The organism is Flavobacterium sp. 123, assembly GCF_003634825.1.
In the GTDB taxonomy this organism is placed as follows: Bacteria; Bacteroidota; Bacteroidia; order Flavobacteriales; family Flavobacteriaceae; genus Flavobacterium.
In genome coordinates, this window is sequence record NZ_RBXD01000001.1 from 453,819 (window position 1) to 477,788 (window position 23,970).

General features: G+C 32.4%; 23 protein-coding genes. 10 read left to right on the forward strand and 13 right to left on the reverse strand.

The window, feature by feature from the left end; translation table 11 throughout:
* Nucleotides 1-25 precede the first annotated feature (25 nt).
* The 4 genes from C8C88_RS02105 to C8C88_RS02115 are packed head-to-tail and all read right to left on the reverse strand — an operon-like array spanning nt 26 to nt 3,454.
* Nucleotides 26-490, reverse strand: coding sequence for a DUF6036 family nucleotidyltransferase (locus tag C8C88_RS02105; RefSeq protein ID WP_121336553.1), 465 nt, complete (start codon nt 488-490; stop codon nt 26-28).
* A complete protein-coding gene (locus tag C8C88_RS12910) occupies nt 490-648 on the reverse strand; it encodes a hypothetical protein (protein WP_199711377.1) in 159 nt (52 codons plus the stop codon). The genes C8C88_RS02105 and C8C88_RS12910 overlap by 1 nt, the downstream gene beginning before the upstream one ends.
* 33 nt (nt 649-681) lie before the next feature.
* Nucleotides 682-3,123 (reverse strand): YfhO family protein, encoded by a 2,442-nt coding sequence (locus C8C88_RS02110; RefSeq protein WP_121336554.1) that lies wholly within the window; start codon nt 3,121-3,123, stop codon nt 682-684.
* A 49-nt stretch (nt 3,124-3,172) separates the two neighbouring features.
* Nucleotides 3,173-3,454, reverse strand: coding sequence for a DUF4834 family protein (locus tag C8C88_RS02115; protein ID WP_121338525.1), 282 nt, complete (start codon nt 3,452-3,454; stop codon nt 3,173-3,175).
* Between the two features lie 137 nt (nt 3,455-3,591).
* Here C8C88_RS02115 and C8C88_RS02120 point away from each other — a divergent pair, with 137 nt between their 5' ends.
* A complete protein-coding gene (locus C8C88_RS02120) occupies nt 3,592-4,527 on the forward strand; it encodes a transporter (RefSeq protein ID WP_199711378.1) in 936 nt (311 codons plus the stop codon).
* A 126-nt stretch (nt 4,528-4,653) separates the two neighbouring features.
* A complete protein-coding gene (locus C8C88_RS02125; protein WP_121338527.1) occupies nt 4,654-5,772 on the forward strand; it encodes a GTP cyclohydrolase in 1,119 nt (372 codons plus the stop codon).
* A gap of 70 nt (nt 5,773-5,842) precedes the next feature.
* Here the strand turns inward: C8C88_RS02125 and C8C88_RS02130 are convergent, their stop codons facing one another.
* On the reverse strand, nt 5,843-7,102 hold the full coding sequence (locus tag C8C88_RS02130; RefSeq protein WP_121336555.1) for an aminotransferase class I/II-fold pyridoxal phosphate-dependent enzyme: 1,260 nt from the start codon (nt 7,100-7,102) through the stop codon (nt 5,843-5,845).
* Between the two features lie 306 nt (nt 7,103-7,408).
* On the opposite strand from C8C88_RS02130, the gene C8C88_RS02135 reads away from it, so the two are divergent.
* From C8C88_RS02135 to C8C88_RS02150, 4 genes are all read left to right on the forward strand, one after another.
* Entirely contained in the window at nt 7,409-8,182 is a 774-nt protein-coding gene (locus C8C88_RS02135) for an NYN domain-containing protein (RefSeq protein ID WP_199711379.1), read from the forward strand.
* Nucleotides 8,183-8,487: 305 nt separating this feature from the next.
* Entirely contained in the window at nt 8,488-9,066 is a 579-nt protein-coding gene (locus C8C88_RS02140) for a non-canonical purine NTP diphosphatase (RefSeq protein ID WP_121336557.1), read from the forward strand.
* A 204-nt stretch (nt 9,067-9,270) separates the two neighbouring features.
* Entirely contained in the window at nt 9,271-11,178 is a 1,908-nt protein-coding gene (locus C8C88_RS02145) for a DEAD/DEAH box helicase (protein WP_121336558.1), read from the forward strand.
* 86 nt (nt 11,179-11,264) lie between these two features.
* Nucleotides 11,265-12,032 (forward strand): carboxypeptidase-like regulatory domain-containing protein, encoded by a 768-nt coding sequence (locus tag C8C88_RS02150; protein ID WP_121336559.1) that lies wholly within the window; start codon nt 11,265-11,267, stop codon nt 12,030-12,032.
* 321 nt (nt 12,033-12,353) lie between these two features.
* Here the strand turns inward: C8C88_RS02150 and C8C88_RS02160 are convergent, their stop codons facing one another.
* On the reverse strand, nt 12,354-13,817 hold the full coding sequence (locus C8C88_RS02160; protein ID WP_121336560.1) for an aminoacyl-histidine dipeptidase: 1,464 nt from the start codon (nt 13,815-13,817) through the stop codon (nt 12,354-12,356).
* Between the two features lie 130 nt (nt 13,818-13,947).
* On the opposite strand from C8C88_RS02160, the gene C8C88_RS02165 reads away from it, so the two are divergent.
* The 3 genes from C8C88_RS02165 to C8C88_RS02175 all read left to right on the forward strand — a co-directional run bounded on the left by C8C88_RS02165 (nt 13,948) and on the right by C8C88_RS02175 (nt 16,259).
* Entirely contained in the window at nt 13,948-15,009 is a 1,062-nt protein-coding gene (locus C8C88_RS02165; RefSeq protein WP_121336561.1) for a DUF3810 domain-containing protein, read from the forward strand.
* Nucleotides 15,010-15,126: 117 nt separating this feature from the next.
* A complete protein-coding gene (locus tag C8C88_RS02170) occupies nt 15,127-15,630 on the forward strand; it encodes an RNA polymerase sigma factor (protein ID WP_121336562.1) in 504 nt (167 codons plus the stop codon).
* Nucleotides 15,627-16,259 (forward strand): hypothetical protein, encoded by a 633-nt coding sequence (locus C8C88_RS02175; protein ID WP_121336563.1) that lies wholly within the window; start codon nt 15,627-15,629, stop codon nt 16,257-16,259. Before C8C88_RS02170 ends, C8C88_RS02175 begins: the two co-directional genes overlap by 4 nt.
* A gap of 40 nt (nt 16,260-16,299) precedes the next feature.
* Here C8C88_RS02175 and C8C88_RS02180 read toward each other — a convergent pair whose 3' ends face one another.
* Together C8C88_RS02180 and C8C88_RS02185 are read right to left on the reverse strand one after the other, a co-directional pair.
* Nucleotides 16,300-17,109 (reverse strand): 1-acyl-sn-glycerol-3-phosphate acyltransferase, encoded by an 810-nt coding sequence (locus tag C8C88_RS02180; RefSeq protein WP_121336564.1) that lies wholly within the window; start codon nt 17,107-17,109, stop codon nt 16,300-16,302.
* Nucleotides 17,110-17,190: 81 nt separating this feature from the next.
* Nucleotides 17,191-17,841 (reverse strand): CoA pyrophosphatase, encoded by a 651-nt coding sequence (locus tag C8C88_RS02185; protein ID WP_121336565.1) that lies wholly within the window; start codon nt 17,839-17,841, stop codon nt 17,191-17,193.
* A gap of 92 nt (nt 17,842-17,933) precedes the next feature.
* Here C8C88_RS02185 and C8C88_RS02190 point away from each other — a divergent pair, with 92 nt between their 5' ends.
* Nucleotides 17,934-18,368, forward strand: coding sequence for a DUF4268 domain-containing protein (locus tag C8C88_RS02190; protein WP_121336566.1), 435 nt, complete (start codon nt 17,934-17,936; stop codon nt 18,366-18,368).
* A gap of 54 nt (nt 18,369-18,422) precedes the next feature.
* On the opposite strand, the gene C8C88_RS02195 is transcribed toward C8C88_RS02190, so the two are convergent.
* The 5 genes from C8C88_RS02195 to C8C88_RS02215 all read right to left on the reverse strand — a co-directional run bounded on the left by C8C88_RS02195 (nt 18,423) and on the right by C8C88_RS02215 (nt 23,542).
* Complete coding sequence (locus tag C8C88_RS02195; RefSeq protein WP_121336567.1) at nt 18,423-18,833, reverse strand: hypothetical protein; 411 nt, start codon at nt 18,831-18,833, stop codon at nt 18,423-18,425.
* A 9-nt stretch (nt 18,834-18,842) separates the two neighbouring features.
* On the reverse strand, nt 18,843-19,787 hold the full coding sequence (locus C8C88_RS02200) for a nitronate monooxygenase family protein (protein WP_121336568.1): 945 nt from the start codon (nt 19,785-19,787) through the stop codon (nt 18,843-18,845).
* Nucleotides 19,788-19,803: 16 nt separating this feature from the next.
* On the reverse strand, nt 19,804-21,432 hold the full coding sequence (locus C8C88_RS02205) for a S8 family serine peptidase (RefSeq protein WP_121338528.1): 1,629 nt from the start codon (nt 21,430-21,432) through the stop codon (nt 19,804-19,806).
* A gap of 130 nt (nt 21,433-21,562) precedes the next feature.
* Nucleotides 21,563-22,750 (reverse strand): tRNA 2-thiouridine(34) synthase MnmA, encoded by a 1,188-nt coding sequence (mnmA, locus tag C8C88_RS02210; RefSeq protein WP_121336569.1) that lies wholly within the window; start codon nt 22,748-22,750, stop codon nt 21,563-21,565.
* Nucleotides 22,751-22,825: 75 nt separating this feature from the next.
* Complete coding sequence (locus C8C88_RS02215) at nt 22,826-23,542, reverse strand: toxin-antitoxin system YwqK family antitoxin (protein ID WP_121336570.1); 717 nt, start codon at nt 23,540-23,542, stop codon at nt 22,826-22,828.
* Nucleotides 23,543-23,970 lie beyond the last annotated feature (428 nt).

Here is a 23,970-nt window from a genome sequence, read left to right on the forward strand (position 1 = left end):
GTAAAAAATTGTTCAACAACAATTTTTAATCCTTCTTTTTATTTAGTTTTTCTAACTCTTCAATATCTAAAATATCTTTAGGACGATTTGTGGCTTTTTTAGCTTTTATCAAATTATCATAATCTAAAAAATATACTGGAATTTCTTTCAGGAAAACAATAGTTGAATTTTGCAGTAAATTATCAAATTTTTCATTTTCTAATCCTTTAATAGAAGTCATTACATCTAACCTCAACCCATAAGAAATAGTAAAATCTGTAAATCCTACAACAAATTGCATGGTTTCAAGTGATTCAAAATCTCCAATTCCAATTGCTGCAAAAGCAAGACGAAGATTTTTTCTATTTTCAATAGTATCTTCAATCAATAAATCAATATCACCTGTGTTTCTGGTATACCCATAAATATTTACTGCTAATCCGCCAATAGTTAGATAACGAACATTATATTCATTGAGTTTTTCCCAAATATCTAAAATTTCTTGAAGCATTATTTTTTCTGAATAATTCTTGGTGCTGTTTTTAAGGCATACGAAATCTCAACCAAAACCATAAATCGTTCTAATCTTTCAGCATATGTTTTTTGCAAATCAGAAACTTCAATTTCTTTTTGCATTAATTTATTTTCTTTTTTATGTAAAGATTTCATATTCAAATGTACAATTTTAGTAAAACAATCAGACTAATTCTCATTGTCTTTACTCTTTTGTTTTCCTCTTTGTTCAAAATAAATCCCACCTACTAACAATATCAAAATGCAAACAGAACTTATTAATGCAATTGTACTTCCTGTTTGAACTACTTGCGGTTCAAACTTAAATTCTATAGTATGATTTCCTGATGGAATTTTTAATGCTCTTAAAACATAATTAGCCTGAAAAACATCAGTTTTATTTCCGTCTATATAAGCATTCCAACCATTTTTATAATACATTTCAGAAAAAACAGCAACTCCTTCATGTGAATTAGTAGCAGAATATTTTAAATAATTGGGTTTATAAACATCTAATTTTATTACAGCTGAACTGTCTTTAACAAAGCTTTTAGGATCTGATTTAAATCTAGAACCAAACTCAAAATCATTTACAACTGCTACGTTTTTAGAATCTAAGTGATCTAAAGCTTTCATCTCATTATCAGCAGAATCCACTAATTCAATCTGTCTTACAAACCAGGCATTTCCATTAATTTCTGGATTTAAAGTTGGAAATTCTTTCCCTTCTTTATCGGCTTGAATTACATACTTAACATTAAGCATGTTCAAGATTTCTAAATTATTTTTAGCAATTTGATAATCAAATAATTGCTGCATTCTTCTTGGTTTCACTGCGCTATACCCTCCAATAGACTTATGGAAGTACGATGCTCTAGCGCTTGATAAATTACCCGAAACTTCAAAAACTCGGTAATGAGTTGTGTCCTGTAAAATCTGAGCATCAGTAGGTGTTTCTTGAAAAGGAACTGCAACTTCTCTTCCGCTTACAAAATCTTTTCCTGAAACATATCTTTTATCTACAAAAAACAAATCAAAAATCATCAAAAGTCCTACTACTATTATAGCGGTATTTTGAGCAAATCTATTTTTAATAAACAACCATAATATTCCTGCTGAAACTAAAATAAAGAAAGCGGAACGCAATAAATCAGCACTATAAAGACTTTTTCTGTCTGCTTTTAATGCATCGACAAAACTAGGTCCGTAGGTCTGTAAAAAATAGCTGTCACCACTTCCAGAGAAACTAAACATGCTTTTGCACAAAAACAAAATAACAATAACTCCCAAACCAAAAATTCCAGTTTGAACCAATCCCTTAGTTTGTTGTTCTTTTTCGGACATAAAAAAAGATTGCAATCCCATAATTGCCAAAACTGGAAAACATAATTCTAATAGAACTTGTATTGATGAAACAGCTCTAAACTTATTATACATGGGAACATGATCTATAAAAAAGTCTGTCAAAAGAGCAAAGTTTTTCCCCCATGAAAGTATTAATGCAAACATTGCGCCTGCAAAAAACACATATTTTATTTTTCGTTTGTCAATAAATAAAGCTAAAACTGCCAAAAAGAAAACCACAACCCCAATGTAAGCTGGTGCGGCAACAATAGGCTGATCTCCCCAATAGGTTGGTAATCCCGAAACAAAATCGCTTGCTTGTGCTTCTGGTACCCCTTGACCAATCATGAATTCATACATGCTACTATCTGTCCCTACTGCTTCACTATTAGAGCCTCCAAAAAGTCTTGGAGCAATAAGATTGAAACTTTCGGTGATTCCGTAACTGTACTCCGTAATATAATCTCTGGATAGCGCACTGTTTCCAACAATTTTAGAACCATCTGGATTAAAAGTCAATTCGCTTTTTCCACGCGTGCTAAAATCAGTATATTCTGTAGTCGCTAATAAATTAGTTGCATTTGCTCCAATAGCAAATATACCTGCCACGGCTAATACACCACAAGAGGTTAACAGTTCTTTATATTGTTTCTCTTTTACTGCTTGATAAATAAAATAACCTGAAAGTATCAATAAGAAAATCAATAAATAATAGGTCATTTGGAAGTGATTCGCATTAATTTCTAAGGCTGTTGCAAACAAAGTAATCAATCCTCCCAGAATATATTTTCGTTGAAAAACCAATATAAAACCAGCAATAACTAATGGCATATACCCAATTGCATGCGCTTTGGCATTGTGTCCGACACCAAGAATTATAATCAAATAGGTTGAAAAACCAAAAGCGATAGCGCCAAAAAAAGCTTTAAGAGGATCTACTTTTAAAACCAATAACAACCCATAAAACCCAATAAAATAAAGAAATAAATAATCTGCTGGGCGAGGTAGAAATCGCAAAGCATCATCAATAGCTCCGATATAATCGTGTGGGTATTTTGCTCCTAACTGATACGTTGGCATACCGCCAAAAGCCGAGTTAGTCCAGTAAGGCTCTTCATGATCTGAGGCTCTAAAATCATTTTGCTCTTTAGCCATACCTGTATATTGAGCAATATCTGATTGAAAGATTTGCTTGCCTTGCAATACAGGATAAAAATAGATAAGAGAAATGAGGACAAAACCAATTAGGGCTAGCGCGTGTGGATAGAACTTATTTATTATTTTCAATTTAAAACGGTTTGGATTAGAGTATCAACGAATAGTATAAACGACAAATTTAATCTATTTCTTCGTAATCAACGTAATCCCCTACTTTTTTGGTTTCGCGAGGATTTTTAGCATGGGTAGTATCATATATAACCTCATCCTTATTGGAAGATTTCTGCCAAGAACTATCTTGGGCATATTGTTGCTGTTGTTGAAAACTCTCTCCTGCTTTTTCTACTACTTTTTTAACGATTAATGGCAAAAATAATTTGGCCAAAAACTTAAAAATATAATAGAAAGCCATAATATAAAATATCGTTTCTATGAAACCCGTGAATGAGGCTGTTTGCATAATCAAATAATTTTTTTTCAAAATTAATAAATTCATCCCGAACCTTCGGGACAAAATTAAAATATCATTCTTAAATAAATAATAAAATATAGTACATTTGAAATGCGTTATTACTTTTTAACCCCTAAAAAAATAATATGTTCAAATTCAAAAGTACAGTTGTTGTTGCGCTTCTCATGATTCCAATGCTTAATTATGCACAACACACCGATGAAATAAACTCAAATAGACCTGGCGAAACAATGTCTGCTTTTTCAGTTGGAAAATCAGTTTTCCAAATAGAAACAGGTATTTACGGTATTACTGAGAAACATAATTTATTGAATTATGATGCCAATGGTTTTGGAGTTGATGCTACTTTACGATGGGGTTTATTTATGGAAAGATTAGAATTTGTAGCGGATTTACAATACCAAAATGAAAAAGTTAACGCCCTTTTTAGTAGCACAGAAAAATCTGCATTAAAGCAAACTGTCCTTGGCGCTAAATATCTGATTTACGATCCTTTCAAGAATTACGAAAAAAAAGTCAATCTTTATAGCTGGAAAGCCAACCACGCTTTTAACTGGCATCAGTTAATTCCTGCCGTATCAGTATTTGCAGGTGCTAATCTGACTTTTTCAGATAATCCATATTCTTTTTCTCCTGATGGAACTATTTCACCAAAAATAATGTTGATTACTCAAAACCATTTTGGTGACGGAACCTGGGTTTTTGTAACTAACATTATCGCTGATTACATCTCAACGGACTACCCTAGCTATGGTTATGTACTAACACTTACAAAAGGATTCAATGACAAATGGTCTGGTTTTATAGAAAATCAAGGTTATAAAAGCGATTTTTATAGCGATGCTATTGTTAGAACTGGTGCCGCTTATTTAATAAATAAAGACACTCAAATTGACGCTTCAATAAGCACTAATTTCAAAGATACTCCATCGATATTATATGGTGGCGTAGGTATTTCTTGGCGATATGATGCAAATTACAAAGAAGTACGAATGGATGTTGATAGTGGCGACTCCAATAAAAAAGCACTTCGACGAGCTAAAAAGACTAAAAGAGGATAAATCTAAATAAAACAAATGCTTCAAACCTTAAAAGCCCATTAATTTGGGCTTTTTTTTATGTCGCTTTTTTATTCTGTCAAAGTTAGTTATATTCGTGGCGTTGTCTTAAAACAAAACATTTTCTCAATGATTACAATACAAGAAGCTAAAACAAAAAAGGAGTTAACAGATTATATCAAATTCCCTTTTTCTTTATACAAAAACAATAAGTACTGGGTTCCGCCAATCATTGCTGACGAACTAGAAACTTTTGATAAAACAAAAAATCCTGCTTTCGAAAATGCTGAAGCTTACTTTTATATCGCTTATAAAGACAACAAAATTGTAGGTCGAATAGCAGCAATAATTAATTGGGATGAAGTAAACAACCAACAAAAAAGCAAAGTCCGTTTTGGCTGGTTTGATGTAATCGATGATATTGAAGTAACTAAAGCTTTGCTTGAAAAAGTATATGAATTAGGGCGCAAAAACAATTTAGAACATGTAGAAGGACCGATGGGTTTTTCTAACTTAGACAAAGTTGGTGTTTTAACCGAAGGATTTGAAGAGATTGGCACTATGATTACTTGGTACAATCATCCGTATTATGCGAATCATTTTGAGCAATTAGGATACGAAACCGAAAAGGAATACTTAGAAAATAAATTCCCTTTTGTCAACGTAAAATTAGAGTATTTCGACAAAGCACAAGAATTAATCAAAAGACGCTACCAACTCAAAGCGCTCAATTTCAAAAAGACCAAAGAGGTCATGCCCTATGTAGACAAAATGTTTGATTTATTCAATGCTTCGTATGCCAGTCTATCCTCTTTTGTGGCCATTTCGGATATTCAAAAAGAATATTTCAAAAAAAAATACATCAGTTTTATCAATCCAGAATACATTAAATTTGTAGAAGACAAAGATGGAAATTTAGTAGCTTTTGCTATAGTAATGCCGAGTTTTTCAAAAGCATTGCAAAAAGCAAATGGCAAATTATTCCCTTTTGGATTTCTTCATTTATTAAATGCCCGAAACAATAGCAAAGACGTAACTTTTTATCTTATTGGTGTACATCCAGAATATCAAAACAAAGGAGTTCACGCTATTATTTTCAAAGAATACCATACTACTTTTACCGAAAAAGGCATTGAAAACTGCATCCGAACACCAGAATTAGCTGATAATCATGCCATTCATTTGCTTTGGAAAAACTTTGATCCAAAAATTATCTGTAGACGAAAAACGTTCAAAAAATATTTATAAATCAATCCATAAAAAAACCCATCTTGAAAAAGATGGGTTTTTAATTTATTTTAAATCGGAAAATTTAAACTTATGAAACGTCAACTGTAGTACGTTCCGCAATTTCTTTATACGTTCCATTTTCTAATTTTTCTCTAATCGCTTCAAATGCTGCCAAAGTTTCATCAATATCAGCAATAGTATGTGAAGAAGTAGGAATCATACGCAATAAGATAATCCCTTTTGGAATTACTGGATAAACAACTATTGACAAGAAAATTCCATAATTCTCTCTCAAATCATTCACCATAATCATTGCTTCTGGAATAGAACCTTCAAGATAAACTGGTGTAATACAAGTATTTGTATCACCAATGTTAAATCCTTTTTCTTTCAAGCCGTTTTGTAACGCATTTACGTTTACCCACAACTTATCTTTTATTTCTGATGATTGACGCAACAATTCTAAACGTTTCAATGACCCAATAGTTTGAATCATTGGCAATGCTTTAGCAAACATTTGAGAACGCAAATTGTATTTCAAGTAATCAATAATATCTTTATCAGCAGCAACAAAAGCACCAATGTTAGCCATTGATTTTGCAAAAGTTGAGAAATACACATCAATATCATCTTGAACTCCTTGCTCTTCTCCTGCTCCTGCTCCTGTAGCGCCAAGAGTTCCAAAACCGTGAGCATCATCAACAAGTAAACGGAAATTGTATTTCTTTTTCATTTCTACTACTTCCTTCAACTTTCCTTGTTGCCCACGCATTCCAAAAACACCTTCGGTAATAAATAAAATACCTCCACCGTTTTCTTCTGCAAGTTTTGTAGCACGTTGCAAGTTTTTCTCCATGCTTTCTACATCGTTATGACGATACGTAAAACGTTTCCCCATATGCAAACGAACACCATCTATAATACAAGCATGCGCATCAACATCATAAACTATAACATCATTTTTAGTAACCAAAGCATCGATAATCGAAACCATTCCTTGGTACCCAAAATTCAATAAATAAGCAGATTCTTTCATTACAAAAGCCGCTAATTCTTGCTCCAATTGCTCATGGTATTTTGTGTGTCCACTCATCATACGCGCTCCCATTGGGTAAGCCGCTCCATATTCAATTGCTGCATCAGCATCCGCTTTACGAACTTCTGGATGATTAGCAAGACCTAAATAATCATTCAAACTCCAGTTCAAAATATCTTTTCCCTGAAACTGCATTCTTGGTCCTAATTCTCCCTCAAGTTTAGGAAAAACAAAATAACCTTCCGCTTGTGAAGCCCATTTTCCTAATGGTCCTTTATTGTTTTGAATTCTTTCGAATAAATCTTTTACCATGATATATTGAAGTATTATATTTTTTTTACAAGTTGCAAAAATAAATATTTATAATTTATTATACTCTTGAAAGCAAATTTATTTTCAAGGAGCAATTTCCTGCTATTCATTACAATCTTTTTTTCTAAAATCTTTTTTTCCAAAACTTTGCAGGAACTTCCTTTGGTCGTTCTGCAAAATCAGGAAAAAATAGCTTTTCTCAAAAAAAGGATTTCCATTTCTATCAGGGCTAGAGCGTTATTTTATCCAGAAACTTTGTACATTTGAACTACAATTTTCAATTGCAAAAATCAATCTCAATAAATTATGTCAACAGACAACAAAGAATTAAAACTTGCCGTCCTAATTGATGCTGACAACGTACCTTACAGCAATGTAAAAGGTATGATGGAAGAAATTACAAAATTTGGAACACCAACCACCAAACGCATTTATGCAGATTGGACAAAACCTAATGCAGGAGGCTGGAAATCAGTTTTATTAGAACATGCCATAACTCCTATCCAACAATACAGCTACACGGTAGGTAAAAATTCTTCGGATTCCGCGATGATTATTGATGCTATGGATTTATTATATTCAGATAAAGTTGATGGATTTTGCATTGTTTCCAGCGATTCTGATTTCACACGATTAGCCATTCGTTTGCGTGAATCTGGCATGAAGGTCATAGGAATTGGCGAAAAGAAAACACCCAATTCTTTTATTGTTGCTTGTGACCGATTTGTTTATATTGAGGTTTTAGACGGAGCCATCAAAAAGAAATTACCAAAACGCACATCTGATCCTAAAAAACTAACCGAAAAACCAGTAGAAAAATCACTTAACAAAATAGATATTCAAACTATTGAATTAATCGAAACTACAATAGAAGATATTTGTGATGATGATGGATGGGCTTTCCTTGGTGATGTAGGTAATCTTATTGTAAAGAAAAAACCAGAATTTGATCCTAGAAATTATGGCTTTTCAAAACTAACACCCATGTTGAAATCACTAACAGATATATTAGAAATAGACGAAAGAGATTCCGACAAAAAAGGAATCAAACATGTATTTGTAAGATTGCGATATAGTTAAACAAAAAAGGAGGACGTTTATAGTCCTCCAGTTGTTGATTTTGATTTACCATTATCTAACTTATACTTTTACTCGTATAGCTGACTATTGAGTTGTCTTGTTTTACTGTGAAAACCGACATACGCAAGTAATTAATCAAAACCACACTCAAAGATACAACTAAATACTTAAAAAACAACGATTTAACTATCATTTAACACAGCCTCCTGTTAGTCTCAAAACCTGACATTCTTAATTACCAAATTCCACTTTAAAACATTTGTTTAAAAATGTATCTTTGAAAACTAAATTTCAAAATCAACAAAATGCAACTCGTTTTCGCTTCTAACAACAAAAATAAAATCACAGAAATTCAAAGCATTCTTCCCGAAACAATCAAAATTTTAAGTTTAGAAGATATCGGTTGCTATGAAGAGATACCTGAAACTGCCGATACTATTGAAGGAAATGCTATTTTGAAAGCTAATTATGTTTCTGAAAAATACGGATTTGATTGTTTTGCAGATGATACTGGACTTGAAGTGGACGCATTAAATGGAGCACCAGGAGTGTATTCTGCCAGATACGCTGGAGAACAACGCGACGCAGATGATAACATGAATAAATTATTAGCAGCACTAAAGGATAGTTCAAACCGAAAAGCACAATTCAAAACTGTAATTGCGTTGAATCTAAAAGGAAAACAGGAATTGTTTACAGGAATTGTTCGAGGAGAAATTACTTTAGAAAAATTTGGAAATAAAGGTTTTGGTTACGATCCCATTTTTCAACCCGAAGAATACCAAGAAACTTTTGCCCAATTACCATTAGAAATCAAAAATAAAATAGGTCATCGAGGAAAAGCTACTCAACTATTAATAGCGTTTTTAAAAGCAATCGAATAATTGTTTTAAATACAACATTTTTTATTCAAATTTTTAAATTTATAGACGAAATTATACCCTTAAATTATAAATCCTAAATTCAAAATTTCAAATTTCAATTATAACTTTCTGATAATCAAATTATAATAAAACATTAAATCTTAAAATAGCATTAGTTTATATGGATTATAAACAGTAATTTTGCACCCTATTTTAAAAATACATATGAATAAATTTGAACAATTAGGATTGAGTGAATCGTTACTGAAGGCGATTTTAGATCTAGGATTTGAAAATCCGACCGAAGTACAGGAGAAAGCGATTCCCCTATTATTGGAAAAAGACACAGATATGGTTGCGTTGGCTCAGACAGGGACAGGGAAAACAGCAGCTTTTGGTTTTCCGCTAATTCAGAAAATTGATGCCAACAACAGAAATACACAAGCATTAATTTTATCTCCAACACGTGAACTTTGTTTACAGATTACTAACGAAATTAAAAACTACTCTAAATACGAAAAAGGTATTAATGTAGTAGCAGTTTACGGTGGGGCTAGTATTACAGAGCAAGCAAGAGACATTAAAAGAGGCGCACAAATTATTGTTGCAACTCCAGGTAGAATGCAAGATATGATTAACAGAGGATTGGTAAACATTTCTCAAATCAACTATTGTGTTCTTGACGAAGCTGACGAAATGTTGAACATGGGTTTCTACGAAGACATCGTAAACATCCTTTCTACATCTCCAGACGAAAAAAGTACATGGTTGTTCTCTGCAACAATGCCACAAGAAGTTGCTCGAATTGCAAAACAATTCATGCACGATCCTTTAGAAATTACAGTTGGTGCTAAAAACTCAGGTTCAGCAACGGTTTCTCACGAATTTTACCTTGTAAATGCACGTGATCGTTACGAAGCTTTGAAACGTTTAGCTGATGCTAATCCAGACATTTTCTCAGTAGTATTTTGTAGAACAAAACGTGATACACAAGCTGTTGCCGAAAAATTGATTGAAGATGGGTATAGCGCTGCCGCTTTGCATGGAGATTTATCCCAAGCACAACGTGATGGTGTAATGAAATCTTTCCGTGGAAGACAAATCCAAATGTTAGTAGCTACTGATGTTGCTGCTCGTGGAATTGACGTTGATAATATTACTCACGTAGTAAATTACCAATTACCTGACGAAATCGAAACGTACAATCACCGTTCAGGTCGTACAGGTCGTGCTGGTAAATTAGGAACTTCTATTGTAATTGTAACTAAAAGTGAATTACGTAAAATTTCTTCTATCGAAAGAATCATCAAACAAAAATTTGAGGAAAAAACAATTCCTTCTGGAATTGAAATCTGTGAAATTCAATTGTTGCACTTGGCTAACAAAATAAAAGACACAGAAGTTGATCACGAAATTGATAACTATCTTCCTGCAATTAATAATGTACTTGAAGGTTTATCGAAAGAAGAACTAATCAAAAAAATGGTCTCTGTAGAGTTTAACCGTTTTATCAATTATTACAAGAAAACAAGAGATATTTCTTCTCAATCTTCAGGTTCTGACAGACGTGAGCGTGACGATAGAGATGGAGCTCCAAGAGAAAATAATAATGGTGGTGCAACAAGATATTTCGTGAACATTGGTTCAAGAGATAATTTTGATTGGATGTCATTAAAAGATTACTTGAAAGAAACATTAGACTTAGGTCGTGACGATGTATTCAAAGTAGACGTAAAAGAAGGTTTCTCTTTCTTTAATACAGATCCAGAACACACAGATAAAGTAATGGAAATATTGAACAACGTACAATTAGAAGGACGTAGAATCAATGTTGAGATTTCTAAAAATGACGGTGGTGGAAGACGTGACCATAACGGAAGAAATTCTGGTGGAAGAAGTTCAGCTCCAAGAAGAGAAGGAAATTTTGCTCCAAGAAGAGAAGGTGGTTTTAGAAGCGATAGAAATTCCGCTCCAAGAGAAGGTGGTTTCAGAAGCGACAGAGGATCTGCTCCAAGAAGAGAAGGTGGTTTTTCATCAGATAGAGGTTCTAGAGAAGGTTCTTCTGAAAGAGCGCCAAGACGTTCGGAAAGCTTTGGTGATTCACCAAGACCAAGAAGACCAAGAAGAGACTAACATCTACTGTTAATTTTCTTATAATTATATAGAAACTACAAAATATTTAATCCTGATTTATTACTTTTAAAGTTTTAAATTAGCTTATGAAATATTTTGTAGTTTTCTTTTTTTTGGTTCTATCAGTAACTGCTGTTGCTCAAGATGTAGAACCTTCCCAAAGAGTTTCTGGTACTATAATCAATGATATTACGAATCAGCCTTTACCAAATGTAAACATTATAAATGTCAATAAAGTAAGAGGTGCAACTACAGATTCAAATGGATATTTTGAAATAAACGTACAGCCAAACGATACTTTACACTTTACAATTTTAGGATTTCAATCCCTAAGAGTCAGAGTTACAAACGATTGGATAAAAAATAAAACTACTAAAATCCGACTTACCGAAAAAGCAATTGCGCTTGAAGAAGTAGTCATAAGACCTTTTAACTTAACTGGTTATTTAGAAGTTGACACCAAATTAATTCCCACAAAAGAAAACTACCGTTATAGCATATCAGGATTAACACAAGGTTATGAAGCTGGCGAATATTCCCCTAATGCATTTGGAAGAGTTTTAGGATCCATATTCAACCCCGCTGATGTTCTCTATAATTTCTTTGGAAAAAACCCAAAAGAGCTCAAAAAACTTAAAGAAATGAAGAAAGATGATACTGTCAGAACGCTTCTGGAATCTAAGTTTGACAGAGAAATGATCGCCGTGCTATTAGGTGTTGATGTAAAAGAAATTGCTGAAATATTACAGCGCTGTAATTACTCTGAATCTTTTATACAGACTGCAAATGATTTACAAATCATGGATGCTATAAGCTCTTGCTATGAAGAATATAAAGTATTAAAAAAGAAATAATAGTTTCGTTTTAGAACCGTTCAAACAAAACAATTCCAAATTACTAAACTAATTTGGAATTTTTTATTTGTAGAAAACCATTTGCAAAAAAGAAATCGTTTACATTTACTTAAATAATAACGAATTAATATCTAAAAAAACATATCATGGCAAAAAGTCAAGACGCTAAAAAAACAGTAAAGAAAGAACCGCTTAAAACGGCTAAAGAAAAGAAAGAAGAAAAAAGAGAAAAGAAAAATAGTCCAAAAAGAGACTAAAATTTAGTGTTCAGTTTCGTTTTGATACTGAACACTATTTTTTTTAAATACCGAATACTGAATACTATTTAACTGGAATAGTAGCTAAAATTTCTAATACAAATTTCCAAAATTTCTGAGCTGATGAAATACTCGCTCTTTCATCTGGAGAATGTGCTCCGTGAATCGTTGGTCCAAAAGATATCATATCCATATCTGGATAATTAGTTCCTAAAATTCCACATTCTAAACCAGCGTGACAAGCAACAACTTTTGGCTTTTCATGATTTTGTTTTTCATAAATCCCTACCAAAACATCTAATATTTCTGATTTTGAATTTGGCGTCCAGCCTGGATAGGAACCAGAAAATTCTACTTCACAACCCATTAATTCAAAAGCAGAACGCAAGGCATTAGCCAAATCAAATTTTGAAGTTTCTACAGAAGAACGTGTTAAACACTGAATAGAAAGTTGTCCATCCCCTACTACCACTTTAGCAATATTATTAGAGGTTTCAACTAAATTATCAAAATCAGCACTCATTCTATACACTCCATTATGAGCAGTATACATGGCTCTAACAAAGTAAAACTGAGCAATTGAAGGCATTATTTTAGTTGGAACAGTTTTCAATTTTTCAAAAACCACTTCAAGATTTGGTTCAGTAGTTTTGAACTCCACTTTTATTTCATTAACAATTTGCTGCATATCAAAAACAAACGCTTCAGCATACACTTCAGCAATAATAACTTTCGCTTGACTTTCACGAGGAATCGCATTACGCAAACTTCCTCCTTTTATTTCAGCGATTTGTAAACCAAAATTATCAAAACCATCAAACAATAATCGGTTCATGATTTTATTAGCATTCCCTAAACCTTTATGAATATCCATTCCAGAATGTCCACCTTTCAAACCTTTAACGGTAATAGTATATCCTACTGAACCTTCCGGAGTTTCTTCCTCATCATATTCAGCAGTTGCTGTAACATCAATTCCTCCTGCACAACCAATATCAATTTCATCATCTTCTTCGGTGTCTAAATTCAAAAGAATTTGTCCTTGAAGAATCCCTCCTTTTAGGTTCAAAGCGCCTGTCATTCCTGTTTCTTCATCAATGGTAAACAAAGCTTCAATTGCCGGATGTGGAATATCTGTGCTCTCCAAAATAGCCATAATAGTAGCTACACCAAGACCATTGTCAGCGCCTAATGTTGTACCCTTAGCGCGTACCCAATCTCCGTCAACATACATATCGATTCCTTGTGTATCAAAGTCAAAAACGGTATCCGCATTTTTTTGGTGTACCATATCCAAATGCCCTTGAAGCACAATTGCTTTTCGGTTTTCCATTCCTGCAGTCGCTGGTTTACGAATGATTACGTTACGAATTTCATCTTCAAAAGTTTCTAAACCAAGACTATTTCCAAAGTTTTTCATAAACTCAATAACACGTTCTTCTTTTTTAGAAGGACGAGGAACCGCATTCAAATCGGCAAACTTATTCCATAGTGCTTTTGGCTCTAGATTTCTTATTTCTTGACTCATTTATATTTGTTTGAAGTTTAACATTTCTAAGCTCCAAAGTTACAAAGTTTATATTTCTAGCTGGTAAAAAAATATTTTTAATTACACTAAGAAGTATTGTAATTATATTTACAGTATTAAAATTTACAATGTGCAAGCAAAATATTTTCTCCCTTCTTTTTTAATTGTTCAAATAGTAGTTCTGCAGCTTATTCCATTCTTCCCAGAACTGACAGAACAGCTGTACAGCAATGGTTTATACCCGATACTTTCTAATTTTTCAAGAGTTATATTCGGAAAAATTCCATTCTCTATTGGAGACTGTATTTATTTAGTTGTCATTATTAGTAGTTTACTTTGGTTTTGGAACAAAAGAAAATCATGGAAATTGGCATGGAAAAACAACATTTTAAGCATTTTAAACTTCCTTTCTGTTTTTTATTTCTTGTTTCATTTGCTTTGGGGATTCAATTATTACAGGCAACCGCTTTTTGAAAAAATGAACATTCAAAGAGACTATTCTGATGCAGATTTATTAGCTTTCACTAAAAAAATAATCGCTAAAACGAATTTAATCCAACACCAAATCACGAAAAACGACAGCTCGAAAGTGGTTTTTCCCTACTCGCAAGAACAGGTTTTTGAAATGAATGTAAGTGGTTATAAAAACTTGGCTAAAGACTATCCTTATTTTACTTATAAAAATTTAAGCGCAAAAAAGTCTCTTATTAGCCTACCGCTAACCTATATGGGATTTGGAGGTTATTTGAATCCGTTTACCAATGAAGCACAGGTCAATTATTTGATGCCAATGTACAATTCCCCAACCACAAGCTCACACGAAATGGCACATCAAATGGGATATTCCAGCGAAAGTGAATGCAATTTTATTGGATTTATGGCTTCGGTAAAAAACGATAATTTATACTTTCAATATTCTGGATATAGTTTTGCTTTGAATTATTGTTTGGCAAATTGGCATGTCAGAAATGAAAAAATATTTAACCAATTACTAAAAACTATCCATCCAGGAATTTTGAAAAACTATAAAGAAAGTGAGGATTTCTGGAAGCAGTATGAAACTCCAATCGAAAAAGGATTTCATTTTTTTTATGACAATTTCCTGAAATTAAATCAGCAAAAAGACGGCATGGAAGGGTATAGTAAATTTGTGAATTTGATGGTTAATTATTATAAAAATAAAGATTTATAAATTTTAGTAGCGCTAGTTTATTAAATAGAAGAATACTTTTTAGAGAGTAAAATTTTACACCTCAAATAGTATTACTTTCTTTGTAACAAAATCATTTTTTAGGTTACTAATGTTTATATGAGTGATAATTTAGAACATTCTTTTGTAAAGCAATTGCAAGAAAACCAGAATATAATCCACAAGATTTGTCGATTGTATACTAATGGTGAAGATGCGCACAAGGATTTGTTTCAAGAAATTACCATTCAACTCTGGAAAGCATTCCCTAAATTTAGAGGAGATAGCAAGTTTTCAACTTGGACATACAGAGTAGCACTAAATACAGCAATAACGCTTTACCGGAAAACCAAACGATCTATAAATACTGTTGCGTTTGAAGGTCAAAAACATTTCACTACTAATATAGACTACAATTACGAAGAAGAAGAACAAATAAAACTCTTATATAAAGCAGTTTACCAATTGAATGACATAGAAAAGGCCCTCGTTTTTATGTATTTGGAAGACAAAGATTATACAGAAATTGCCACAACATTAGGAATTAGTGAAGTAAATGCTAGAGTGAAAATGAATAGAATTAAAGGTAAATTAAAAAAAATACTAAATCCATTAGAATCATGAAAGAGCTGGATTTACTAAAAAAAGACTGGCAAAAGAGTGAGGCCTCTTTTGAACAAGTAAGCGAAAAAGAAATTTACAAAATGATCCATAAAAAGTCCTCTTCAATCGTGAAGAGAATCTTGATTATTAGCATTTTGGAAGTTATATTATGGGTGTCAATCAATTTTGTTTTTAATTTAGATGATGATTTAAAGAAAATCAAACACGATGAATTAATTCAATATTTTGAAGTTTTGACGATTTTTAATTACGGTGTAATACTCGTTTTTATTTATTTGTTTTATAAAAATTACATCAATATTTCGGCTACTGTTTCGACTAAGCAGTTGATGAAAGATATTTTAAAGACACGAAAAACGGTTCAGTGTTATGTTTGGTACAATCTTGGAATGCTACTTCTGAGTTTATTTATTGGATTCGGAATTGCTTTTGCATATAATCCTGATGTAAGTATATTAAGAGATAAAATTGCTAACGACGGAAAAGTATTGGGAATCACAATAGGCATTCTACTTTTGACAATTGCTACTTTTTTTGGTATTTTTTGGTTGTTCTACAGACTCCTTTACGGAATCCTACTCCGAAGGTTGTATGCTAATTACAAAGAACTAAAAAAGATAGATTTATGATTTTATAAAAAAAGAGCTTATTTACATAAGCTCTTTTTTATTAATATTCCCATTGACGGGTTTTATCTAATTCTTCTTGTTCTTTTAACGCTTCAGCAGGAATTACTTTTAAGAAAGAAGGATGCTGCTCAATGGCAAATTCTACTTTTTCTACAATTTCCTCAATAGTATCGTTTTCATAGTCAATTTCCAATGGCTCCTTGATAATAAACGATTGAAGAATTCCCTTCTTTTTCATCCTAAGACCTTTTTTATCAAACGAACGACGAAATCCATCAATCACTATTGGAATTACAATTGGTTTATGCTGCTTGATTATATGAGCCGTTCCTTTACGAACAGGTTTAAACGATTTTGTAGTTCCCTGCGGAAAAGTAATTACCCAACCATCAGCTAAGGCAATCTTAATATTTTCAGTATCATTAGGATTTACATCTCGTTTTTCCGTTACATCAACACCTTTTGAGCGCCAAGTTCGTTCTACTGTTATAGCTCCAACATAAGACAAAATTCTAGGTAATAATCCTGCTTGCATTGTTTCTTTGGCAGCAACATAGTAAATATTCATTTTAGGTTGCCAAAGGTAACATACGTTTTTAATAGTGTCATCTCTACCGCTCAAACTCGCATTAAAAACATGAAACATCGCAACAACATCTGCAAAATAGGTTTGATGGTTTGATATAAAAAGTACGTTGTTATCTGGCAAAGTTCTTATGATTTCAGAACCTTCTATTTGCAATTCATTAAACCCTCGATAACGTCTATGTGTAATGGCTCCGAAAATTCGGATAAGCCATTTTTTTATAAATAGTATATGACCAAAAGGATTTCGCTTAAACAATCCCATATAATTAATTGTATTTTTTATTAACGAGCAAACATACGAAATTTATTCTTGTTGCAATTTACATTTTCACCTTCAACTATCCTAAAACCGATTATCTATAACTGATTTCAGAACTTCTTTTAATTCACTCAACATCATCGCAGTTGCTCCCCAAACGATGTGTTTTTCAATTTCAAAAGCTGGAACGCTAATATCATTCGCGTATGATGTTGTTAACTTTGTATCCACAATAATAGCATCGCTCAAAAAAACAGAAAGTGGTAATTCAATAATATCAGCCACTTCACTAGGATCAGGTCTGAAAGTGATTTGCTCTTTACAAATTCCTAAAAAAGGATGTACTATAAAATTACTTGGGGGAATGTACAACTCTGTAAATGTTTTTACAATCTCAATTTTATCCGGGTGAATCCCTACTTCTTCATGAGTCTCCCGCAATGCAGTAGTAGCATAATTTTCATCTTCTTGCTCAAATTTACCTCCTGGAAATGCTATTTGTGCCGAATGCACTCCTTTATATGAATTACGAAGAATTAAAACCAAATGTGTTTTGTCATTTTTAGGATAAAACAACATCATTACAGCAGCAATTCTTGGATTTTTATCCCCACTTTGATTCCTTTTCAAGCTTTCTATTCGTTCCAAAGGAGCCATTTTGATATGCGCATCAAAAGCTGGAAGTCTTGCTTCAATTAATTTGGGAACATACTGTAAAAATTCTTGGAAATCCATAATCAAAGTCTATTTTTGCAAACAAATAGCATATAAATATAGTTTAGAAAATACAATTTAACAACTTTTCTAGAACCAAAAAGTCACTAAAAATGTACAGTAAAGAAGAAACCCAACGATTAAAGCGTGAATTCTGGATTGCTTTCGCAGAAAAATATCCTCGAAAATGGCTATTATATGATACCAAAATCAAGGACTTCTCCTTTAAATTTTATGTTGATAATAAAAAAGCGCAAGTACTTATTGATATAGAACCACGAAACAATATTAAAAGAATTGCTTATTTTGAAAAATTAGAGGCTTTAAAAAACATTTTAGAAGAAGAATTCATTCAGGATTTAGTTTTCGAAAAAGACTTTACCCTTGAAAGCGGAAAAGTTATAAGCCGCATTTGGGTTGAAAAATTAGGTGTAGGCGTTAGCAATCGAAACTATTGGGATGCTATTTTTGATTTTTATAATGAAAAAATGAGTGCGCTAGAATTGTTTTATTTAGAGTACGATGAATTCATAAAAGATATCGAATAATATCGTCTCTTTTTTTTATAATAAAGTCGCTCTCGTTAGCGACTTTATCATTTGTTACATATTAAAAATATTGTACACTATAATTCGGTCATCATAATTAATATACAACTGCTTCCTATTGTCTTGTTTTTTTCTGGTTATGATTGAAAGAGTACAATCAACTCCATCATTATCTTTACACGTAAAAGTGTACACAATATCAGTATCATTTTCTGTCCTATCTTGATAATCAATAATTTCGAATAATTGAATAATTTGAGAATAGACAACAATTCTGCTTTTATTGGTATCCAAAGAAACTAAAATATTAACCAATTCTAAGTCTGACCATTTTCCCCATTTCCCTTTTTCAGTTTTTTCCAAAACACTAAAACCAGAGGTTTTAAATTTATAAACCTGACTGTATGATTTTTGAAAACCTAAACCTAAAAAAAGAAGTAGTATATATATTTTTGTTTTACTCATATCTAAAAATTAAAAATCAAATTGTATTAGTTCAACTTTAGCGGCTTGAAAGTCAGCTATCATTTCTTCTATAATGGCATTTACTGGTTTAATTTCATGTATTACCCCTGCAATTTGTCCTATTTCCAATTCACCTTCGACCAAATCACCTTCAAACATACCTCTTTTTGCTCTTGCACGACCTAATAATTGACTCAATTCTTCTTTTGTCGGACATTTTTCATACAAATGTTGTACATCCTGATAAAATTTATTTTTAATCAATCGTACAGGCGCTAATTCCTTTAGAGTAACTTGTGTGTCCCCTTCTTTTACATTTAGAATAGCATTTTTAAAATTTTCATGAGCTGAAGATTCAACTGATGCAGCAAAACGGCTACCTACTTGAACCCCATCTGCCCCTAGAATCATGGTCGCAAGCATCGCTCGGCCAGTAGCAATCCCGCCAGCCGCAATCAAAGGAATTTTTATTTTTTCCTTAACCATCGGAATCAAAGTGAGCGTCGTAGTTTCTTCCCTACCGTTGTGTCCACCAGCTTCAAAACCTTCGGCAACAATAGCATCAACGCCAGCTTCTTGAGCTTTTAAAGCAAAAGTGGAACTGCTCACTACATGAACCACTATAATTCCTTTTTCCTTCAAATAAGAAGTCCAAGTTTTAGGATTTCCAGCTGAAGTAAAAACAATTTTAACGCCTTCATCAACAATAATTTTTAGGATTTCCTCTATGTTAGGATACAACATCGGAACGTTTACACCAAAAGGTTTTGAAGTTGCTTTTTTACATTTCTGAATATGTTCCCGTAATACTTCAGGATACATAGAACCTGCTCCTATCAATCCTAATCCACCAGAATTACTAACCGCACTTGCCAATTTATATCCACTGTTCCAAATCATTCCTCCTTGAATAATAGGATATTTAATCTTAAAAAGTGTTGTAATTTTATTCATATAGAAATCAGAATTTTTAATTTTTAATTATTTTTCCAGTTGTAGCGTAAATATCGGATTCTAATTTATATAAATACATTCCTTTATTCAACGTTTTTAATGAAATGACAACGGATTGACCTGATATGTTTTTTTCTAAAACCTTTTGTCCCAAAATAGTATACATCACAAAAGTCCCTTTACTACCGTTAGTAGGAAGCACAATTGATACTAAATCATTAGTCGGATTTGGATAAATCAATGCGTCATTTTTAGATACCTGATCTACAGACAATCCATTAGACAAGGCCAAACTAAAATCAGGAATTCCATATCCATATAAATTGTTAGGATTTGCAAATCGATCAGATACTTCTAGAATCAATTGTTTGATTTCAGCATTTGTCTTACTAGGAAAAGCCTGCCACAAACACGCTATCATCCCTGCCATTATTGGACTTGAAAATGAAGTTCCATTACCCGTTACTATATTTCCAAATTCATCCGAAACATAATCAGATTGTCCTTGAGCTACAACATCTGGTTTTATTCTGTTGTCATATGATGGGCCGATAGAACTAAAAGATGTAAGCATCTCCGTTGAATTTACAGCACCAACAGCAATTACTCCTGCCGCATCCGCTGGCACTGCAATATGTGAATCTGTATTAGGATCACCATCATTGTTAGAATTTCCAGCCGCAGCAACCACAATCATTCCCCGACTAAAAGCAATTACTGCTCCACGAGACATATAAGCTGTTGCGCCGTCCATTTCGCTGTAAGTATGACTGTAAGCTGGATTATCATAATCAAAGTATCCCAAAGATGTATTTATAATATCAACGCCTAGGCTATCCGCTTTTTCTGCTGCTTCAACCCAAAGTGATTCTTCAATTGGGTTTTCAGATGTGTCATCTTCAGTAATGAATAAATAATAGGAAGAATCTGGAGCAGTACCAATTAATGAATTCTCTTTGTAGCCTCCCATCAAAGAAAGCACTGATGTACCATGTGAATCACCAGTATAAAAATTAGAATCTCTCAAAACATAATTATAACCGCCTAAAATCTGATTGTTATTAATTAATCGTTGAAAAGGTTGGGTTGAATTTACACCTGGAAATCCAGCATCCATTATGGCTATTATTTTTCCAGAACCTGTATAATTTTGTTGATGTAAAACCTGTCCATTAAGCATCTGAATTTGATTGGCAGAAGTACCGTAAGCATAATCAACTTTGGTTTTTTGAATTTTATTGACTTTAGTTAACTTTTTTACAATTGGTTTTTTTCCTGTCTGATTGAGTGTTTTATCTGCAAAATCTATTCGATCAACAAATGTCAAAAGTGCCAACGAATTAATATCAGCCTGAGTTCCTCGAACATGAACCGAATTCAACCATTTTGATTTAGCTAAAACCGTTATTCCATTTGAATTTTTTATATGACTTATATATAATGGGTCAATTGGAATATCTTTCAAGTCCAAAACTATATTTTGGTTTGTCCTCCTATCCAAAGCTCTTTGCGTAAGCATTAATAAAGGAGAATCATAATACAGTTGAGCATTCGGTTTATCTTTAAAATAAACCCAAGCATCTTCTTGAGAAAAAACAGATATGGAAACAAAAAAAACAAGGGACAGTAGTAGTAGCTTTTTCATGTTCATAGATTAAGGGGTACTTCAAAGATAATAAAGTATTTAAAATCTATTTGTTAAAAAAGTCTGTTAATGACTTTTAAAATAACAACCTATTAAATTACACGAATGCTATTAATTCTTAAAAATAAAATTAAGATATAACTCCTGAGCCTATCAACTCGTCATTATCATACCAAGCTACAAATTGCCCTTCCGTTATAGCAGATTGAGGTTCGTCAAAAGAAATATACATGCCCGATTCAAATTGATGAAGTGTAGCTTTTTGTAACGGTTGTCTGTAACGAATTCTCGCCATAACATCCATAGTTTCTCCGTTTTTCAAAGCCAAATCTTTACGAATCCAATGTACTTCTGATTTTTCTATAAATAAGGCGCTTCTAAACAATCCAGGATGTTGACTGCTCAAACCGGTGTAAATAGTATTTGTGACAACATCAGTAGCAATTATAAATAATGGATCAGTAGTTCCACCCACATTTAAACCTTTACGTTGCCCAATAGTGAAATAATGAGCGCCTTGATGTTTCCCTACAACTTTACCCATATCTGGCGTGTAAGCAATCTTTTTAGCTGCAGCTACTACTTCTTCTTCAAGAGTTAATCCTTCTTGTTTTGGGGTAGTATATACCGAATTATTTTTATCAATTTGAACAATTAAACCTTCTTTCGGTTGTAATTTTTGTTGTAAAAATTCAGGCAAACGAACTTTACCAATGAAACACAATCCTTGCGAATCTTTCTTTTCAGCGGTAATCAAATCCATCTGAGCAGCTATCTCACGAACCTCAGGTTTTGTTAATTCGCCTATTGGGAATAATGACTTCGCTAATTGTTCTTGTGATAATTGGCAAAGGAAATAGGATTGATCTTTGTTGGTATCAGTTCCTGCAAGCAATTGATATACTTTTTGACCATTTACTTCAATTTCTCCTTTTTTACAATAATGTCCTGTTGCCACAAAATCAGCGCCTAAACTCAAGGCAATTTTCATGAAAACTTCAAATTTTATTTCGCGATTACAAAGAACATCAGGGTTTGGAGTACGCCCTTTTTCATATTCGTTGAACATATAGTCCACAATTTTTTCTTTGTATTCTTCGCTTAAATCAACTGTTTGAAAAGGAATTCCTAGCTTTTCAGCTACTAAGAGTGCATCATTACTATCTTCTAACCAAGGACATTCGTTCGAAATGGTAACCGAATCATCGTGCCAATTTTTCATAAAAAGACCGATTACTTCATACCCTTGCTGTTGCAACAAATAAGCCGCAACACTTGAATCCACACCACCTGAAAGACCTACAACAACACGTTTCATTTTCAAATAATTATAATTTTACAAGGGTGCAAAGTTACAAAAAAGATTCGCAAAAGTAGGACAGTTAATAAAGACTTAATTAGGACTTGCTTTTGTACTATTTTCAGAAAAACTCATGTCCATTTCTTTGATTAATTTTCCTTTTTCGAAGAATTGCCAAATACCCGTTTTTTTTCCATTCACAAAAAATCCACTTGAAGCCACATTTCCATCTGTATCTCTAAAAATGGCTTTACCATTGTAGTCATTATTTTTAAAAAATGATTCTTCTAAAACAATGCCTTTCTCCGTATACTTTTTATAAATCCCTTCTTTCAAATTATTTTTAAAATTCATTTCTTCAGCAATTTTACCATCAGGAAAAAAGACGGTTCGTAATCCTTCTAATTTTCCGTTTTTATAGTTTTCGATAGTCATTATTTTTGTTGAAGCGCGATGGTAATATTTCCATTGCCCTTCAAATAATTTATTCACGACTTTTCCTTCACTTACTTTATTTTTGCTTTGGTCGTAAAAAACAGTATAGGCTTCGTTATTCAAAGGGATGAATTCTCTTGTTGCTATAACATCTCCTGCTTTTGTATCGTCAAAAAACTTAAAAAGACCTACTTCTTTGCCATGCGAAAATACGCCTTGATATCGAGGTCTTTTGGACTCTTCATAAACACCTTTCCAAACACCATGCTTTTTGCCTTTTTCATCTAACTTGTTGAAATCTGTTTGCGATAGAATATTTTGGCTAAAAAAAACCAACATCAAAAGTGTAAAAAAACTAATCTTATATTTTCTCATTATTTCTTTGTGTTTTAGTATTACCATAAAATGATAATCTACTTTTTATTTTAGTTAACTTACTAATTACAGTTATTCCTTACCGTACTATTTCACAAATATACTACTCTATTCTTTTGAGTCGCTGCAAAAGTGATTGGCAATTCTGAATTATAGATCCAAATTGTCTGTTTAATAATATCGTTGATTTAACACCAGAAGTACTTACAATACATCATTCTTTAAAATGTTTAAGCATCTTATTATTATTTTTTAGAAATCATATATTAAAAAACCCAGTAAAAACATATAAATCTAATTATCAATACATTAAAACTAACTTATTACTAATAGAATAATAAATTAAACAAGCCTTAAAAAAATAATAAATTTTAATTTTGTTTATCATTTTTATAAAATAATTAAACAAAATAAAGAATCAATTTATT

What these genes read in the sequence shown, in the direction of transcription:
- C8C88_RS02130 (WP_121336555.1), bottom strand. Translation starts at nt 7,102, where the DNA reads ATGGTAAAAGATTTATTCGAAAGAATTCAAAACAATAAAGGACCATTA.
- C8C88_RS02190 (WP_121336566.1), top strand. Translation starts at nt 17,934, where the DNA reads ATGTACAGTAAAGAAGAAACCCAACGATTAAAGCGTGAATTCTGGATT.
- C8C88_RS02120 (WP_199711378.1), top strand. Translation starts at nt 3,592, where the DNA reads ATGTTCAAATTCAAAAGTACAGTTGTTGTTGCGCTTCTCATGATTCCA.
- C8C88_RS02135 (WP_199711379.1), top strand. Translation starts at nt 7,409, where the DNA reads ATGTCAACAGACAACAAAGAATTAAAACTTGCCGTCCTAATTGATGCT.
- C8C88_RS12910 (WP_199711377.1), bottom strand. Translation starts at nt 648, where the DNA reads ATGAAATCTTTACATAAAAAAGAAAATAAATTAATGCAAAAAGAAATT.
- C8C88_RS02180 (WP_121336564.1), bottom strand. Translation starts at nt 17,109, where the DNA reads ATGGGATTGTTTAAGCGAAATCCTTTTGGTCATATACTATTTATAAAA.
- C8C88_RS02145 (WP_121336558.1), top strand. Translation starts at nt 9,271, where the DNA reads ATGAATAAATTTGAACAATTAGGATTGAGTGAATCGTTACTGAAGGCG.
- C8C88_RS02105 (WP_121336553.1), bottom strand. Translation starts at nt 490, where the DNA reads ATGCTTCAAGAAATTTTAGATATTTGGGAAAAACTCAATGAATATAAT.
- C8C88_RS02115 (WP_121338525.1), bottom strand. Translation starts at nt 3,454, where the DNA reads ATGCAAACAGCCTCATTCACGGGTTTCATAGAAACGATATTTTATATT.
- C8C88_RS02205 (WP_121338528.1), bottom strand. Translation starts at nt 21,432, where the DNA reads ATGAAAAAGCTACTACTACTGTCCCTTGTTTTTTTTGTTTCCATATCT.
- C8C88_RS02195 (WP_121336567.1), bottom strand. Translation starts at nt 18,833, where the DNA reads ATGAGTAAAACAAAAATATATATACTACTTCTTTTTTTAGGTTTAGGT.
- mnmA (WP_121336569.1), bottom strand. Translation starts at nt 22,750, where the DNA reads ATGAAACGTGTTGTTGTAGGTCTTTCAGGTGGTGTGGATTCAAGTGTT.
- C8C88_RS02215 (WP_121336570.1), bottom strand. Translation starts at nt 23,542, where the DNA reads ATGAGAAAATATAAGATTAGTTTTTTTACACTTTTGATGTTGGTTTTT.
- C8C88_RS02185 (WP_121336565.1), bottom strand. Translation starts at nt 17,841, where the DNA reads ATGGATTTCCAAGAATTTTTACAGTATGTTCCCAAATTAATTGAAGCA.
- C8C88_RS02125 (WP_121338527.1), top strand. Translation starts at nt 4,654, where the DNA reads ATGATTACAATACAAGAAGCTAAAACAAAAAAGGAGTTAACAGATTAT.
- C8C88_RS02200 (WP_121336568.1), bottom strand. Translation starts at nt 19,787, where the DNA reads ATGAATAAAATTACAACACTTTTTAAGATTAAATATCCTATTATTCAA.
- C8C88_RS02140 (WP_121336557.1), top strand. Translation starts at nt 8,488, where the DNA reads ATGCAACTCGTTTTCGCTTCTAACAACAAAAATAAAATCACAGAAATT.
- C8C88_RS02175 (WP_121336563.1), top strand. Translation starts at nt 15,627, where the DNA reads ATGAAAGAGCTGGATTTACTAAAAAAAGACTGGCAAAAGAGTGAGGCC.
- C8C88_RS02160 (WP_121336560.1), bottom strand. Translation starts at nt 13,817, where the DNA reads ATGAGTCAAGAAATAAGAAATCTAGAGCCAAAAGCACTATGGAATAAG.
- C8C88_RS02170 (WP_121336562.1), top strand. Translation starts at nt 15,127, where the DNA reads ATGAGTGATAATTTAGAACATTCTTTTGTAAAGCAATTGCAAGAAAAC.
- C8C88_RS02150 (WP_121336559.1), top strand. Translation starts at nt 11,265, where the DNA reads ATGAAATATTTTGTAGTTTTCTTTTTTTTGGTTCTATCAGTAACTGCT.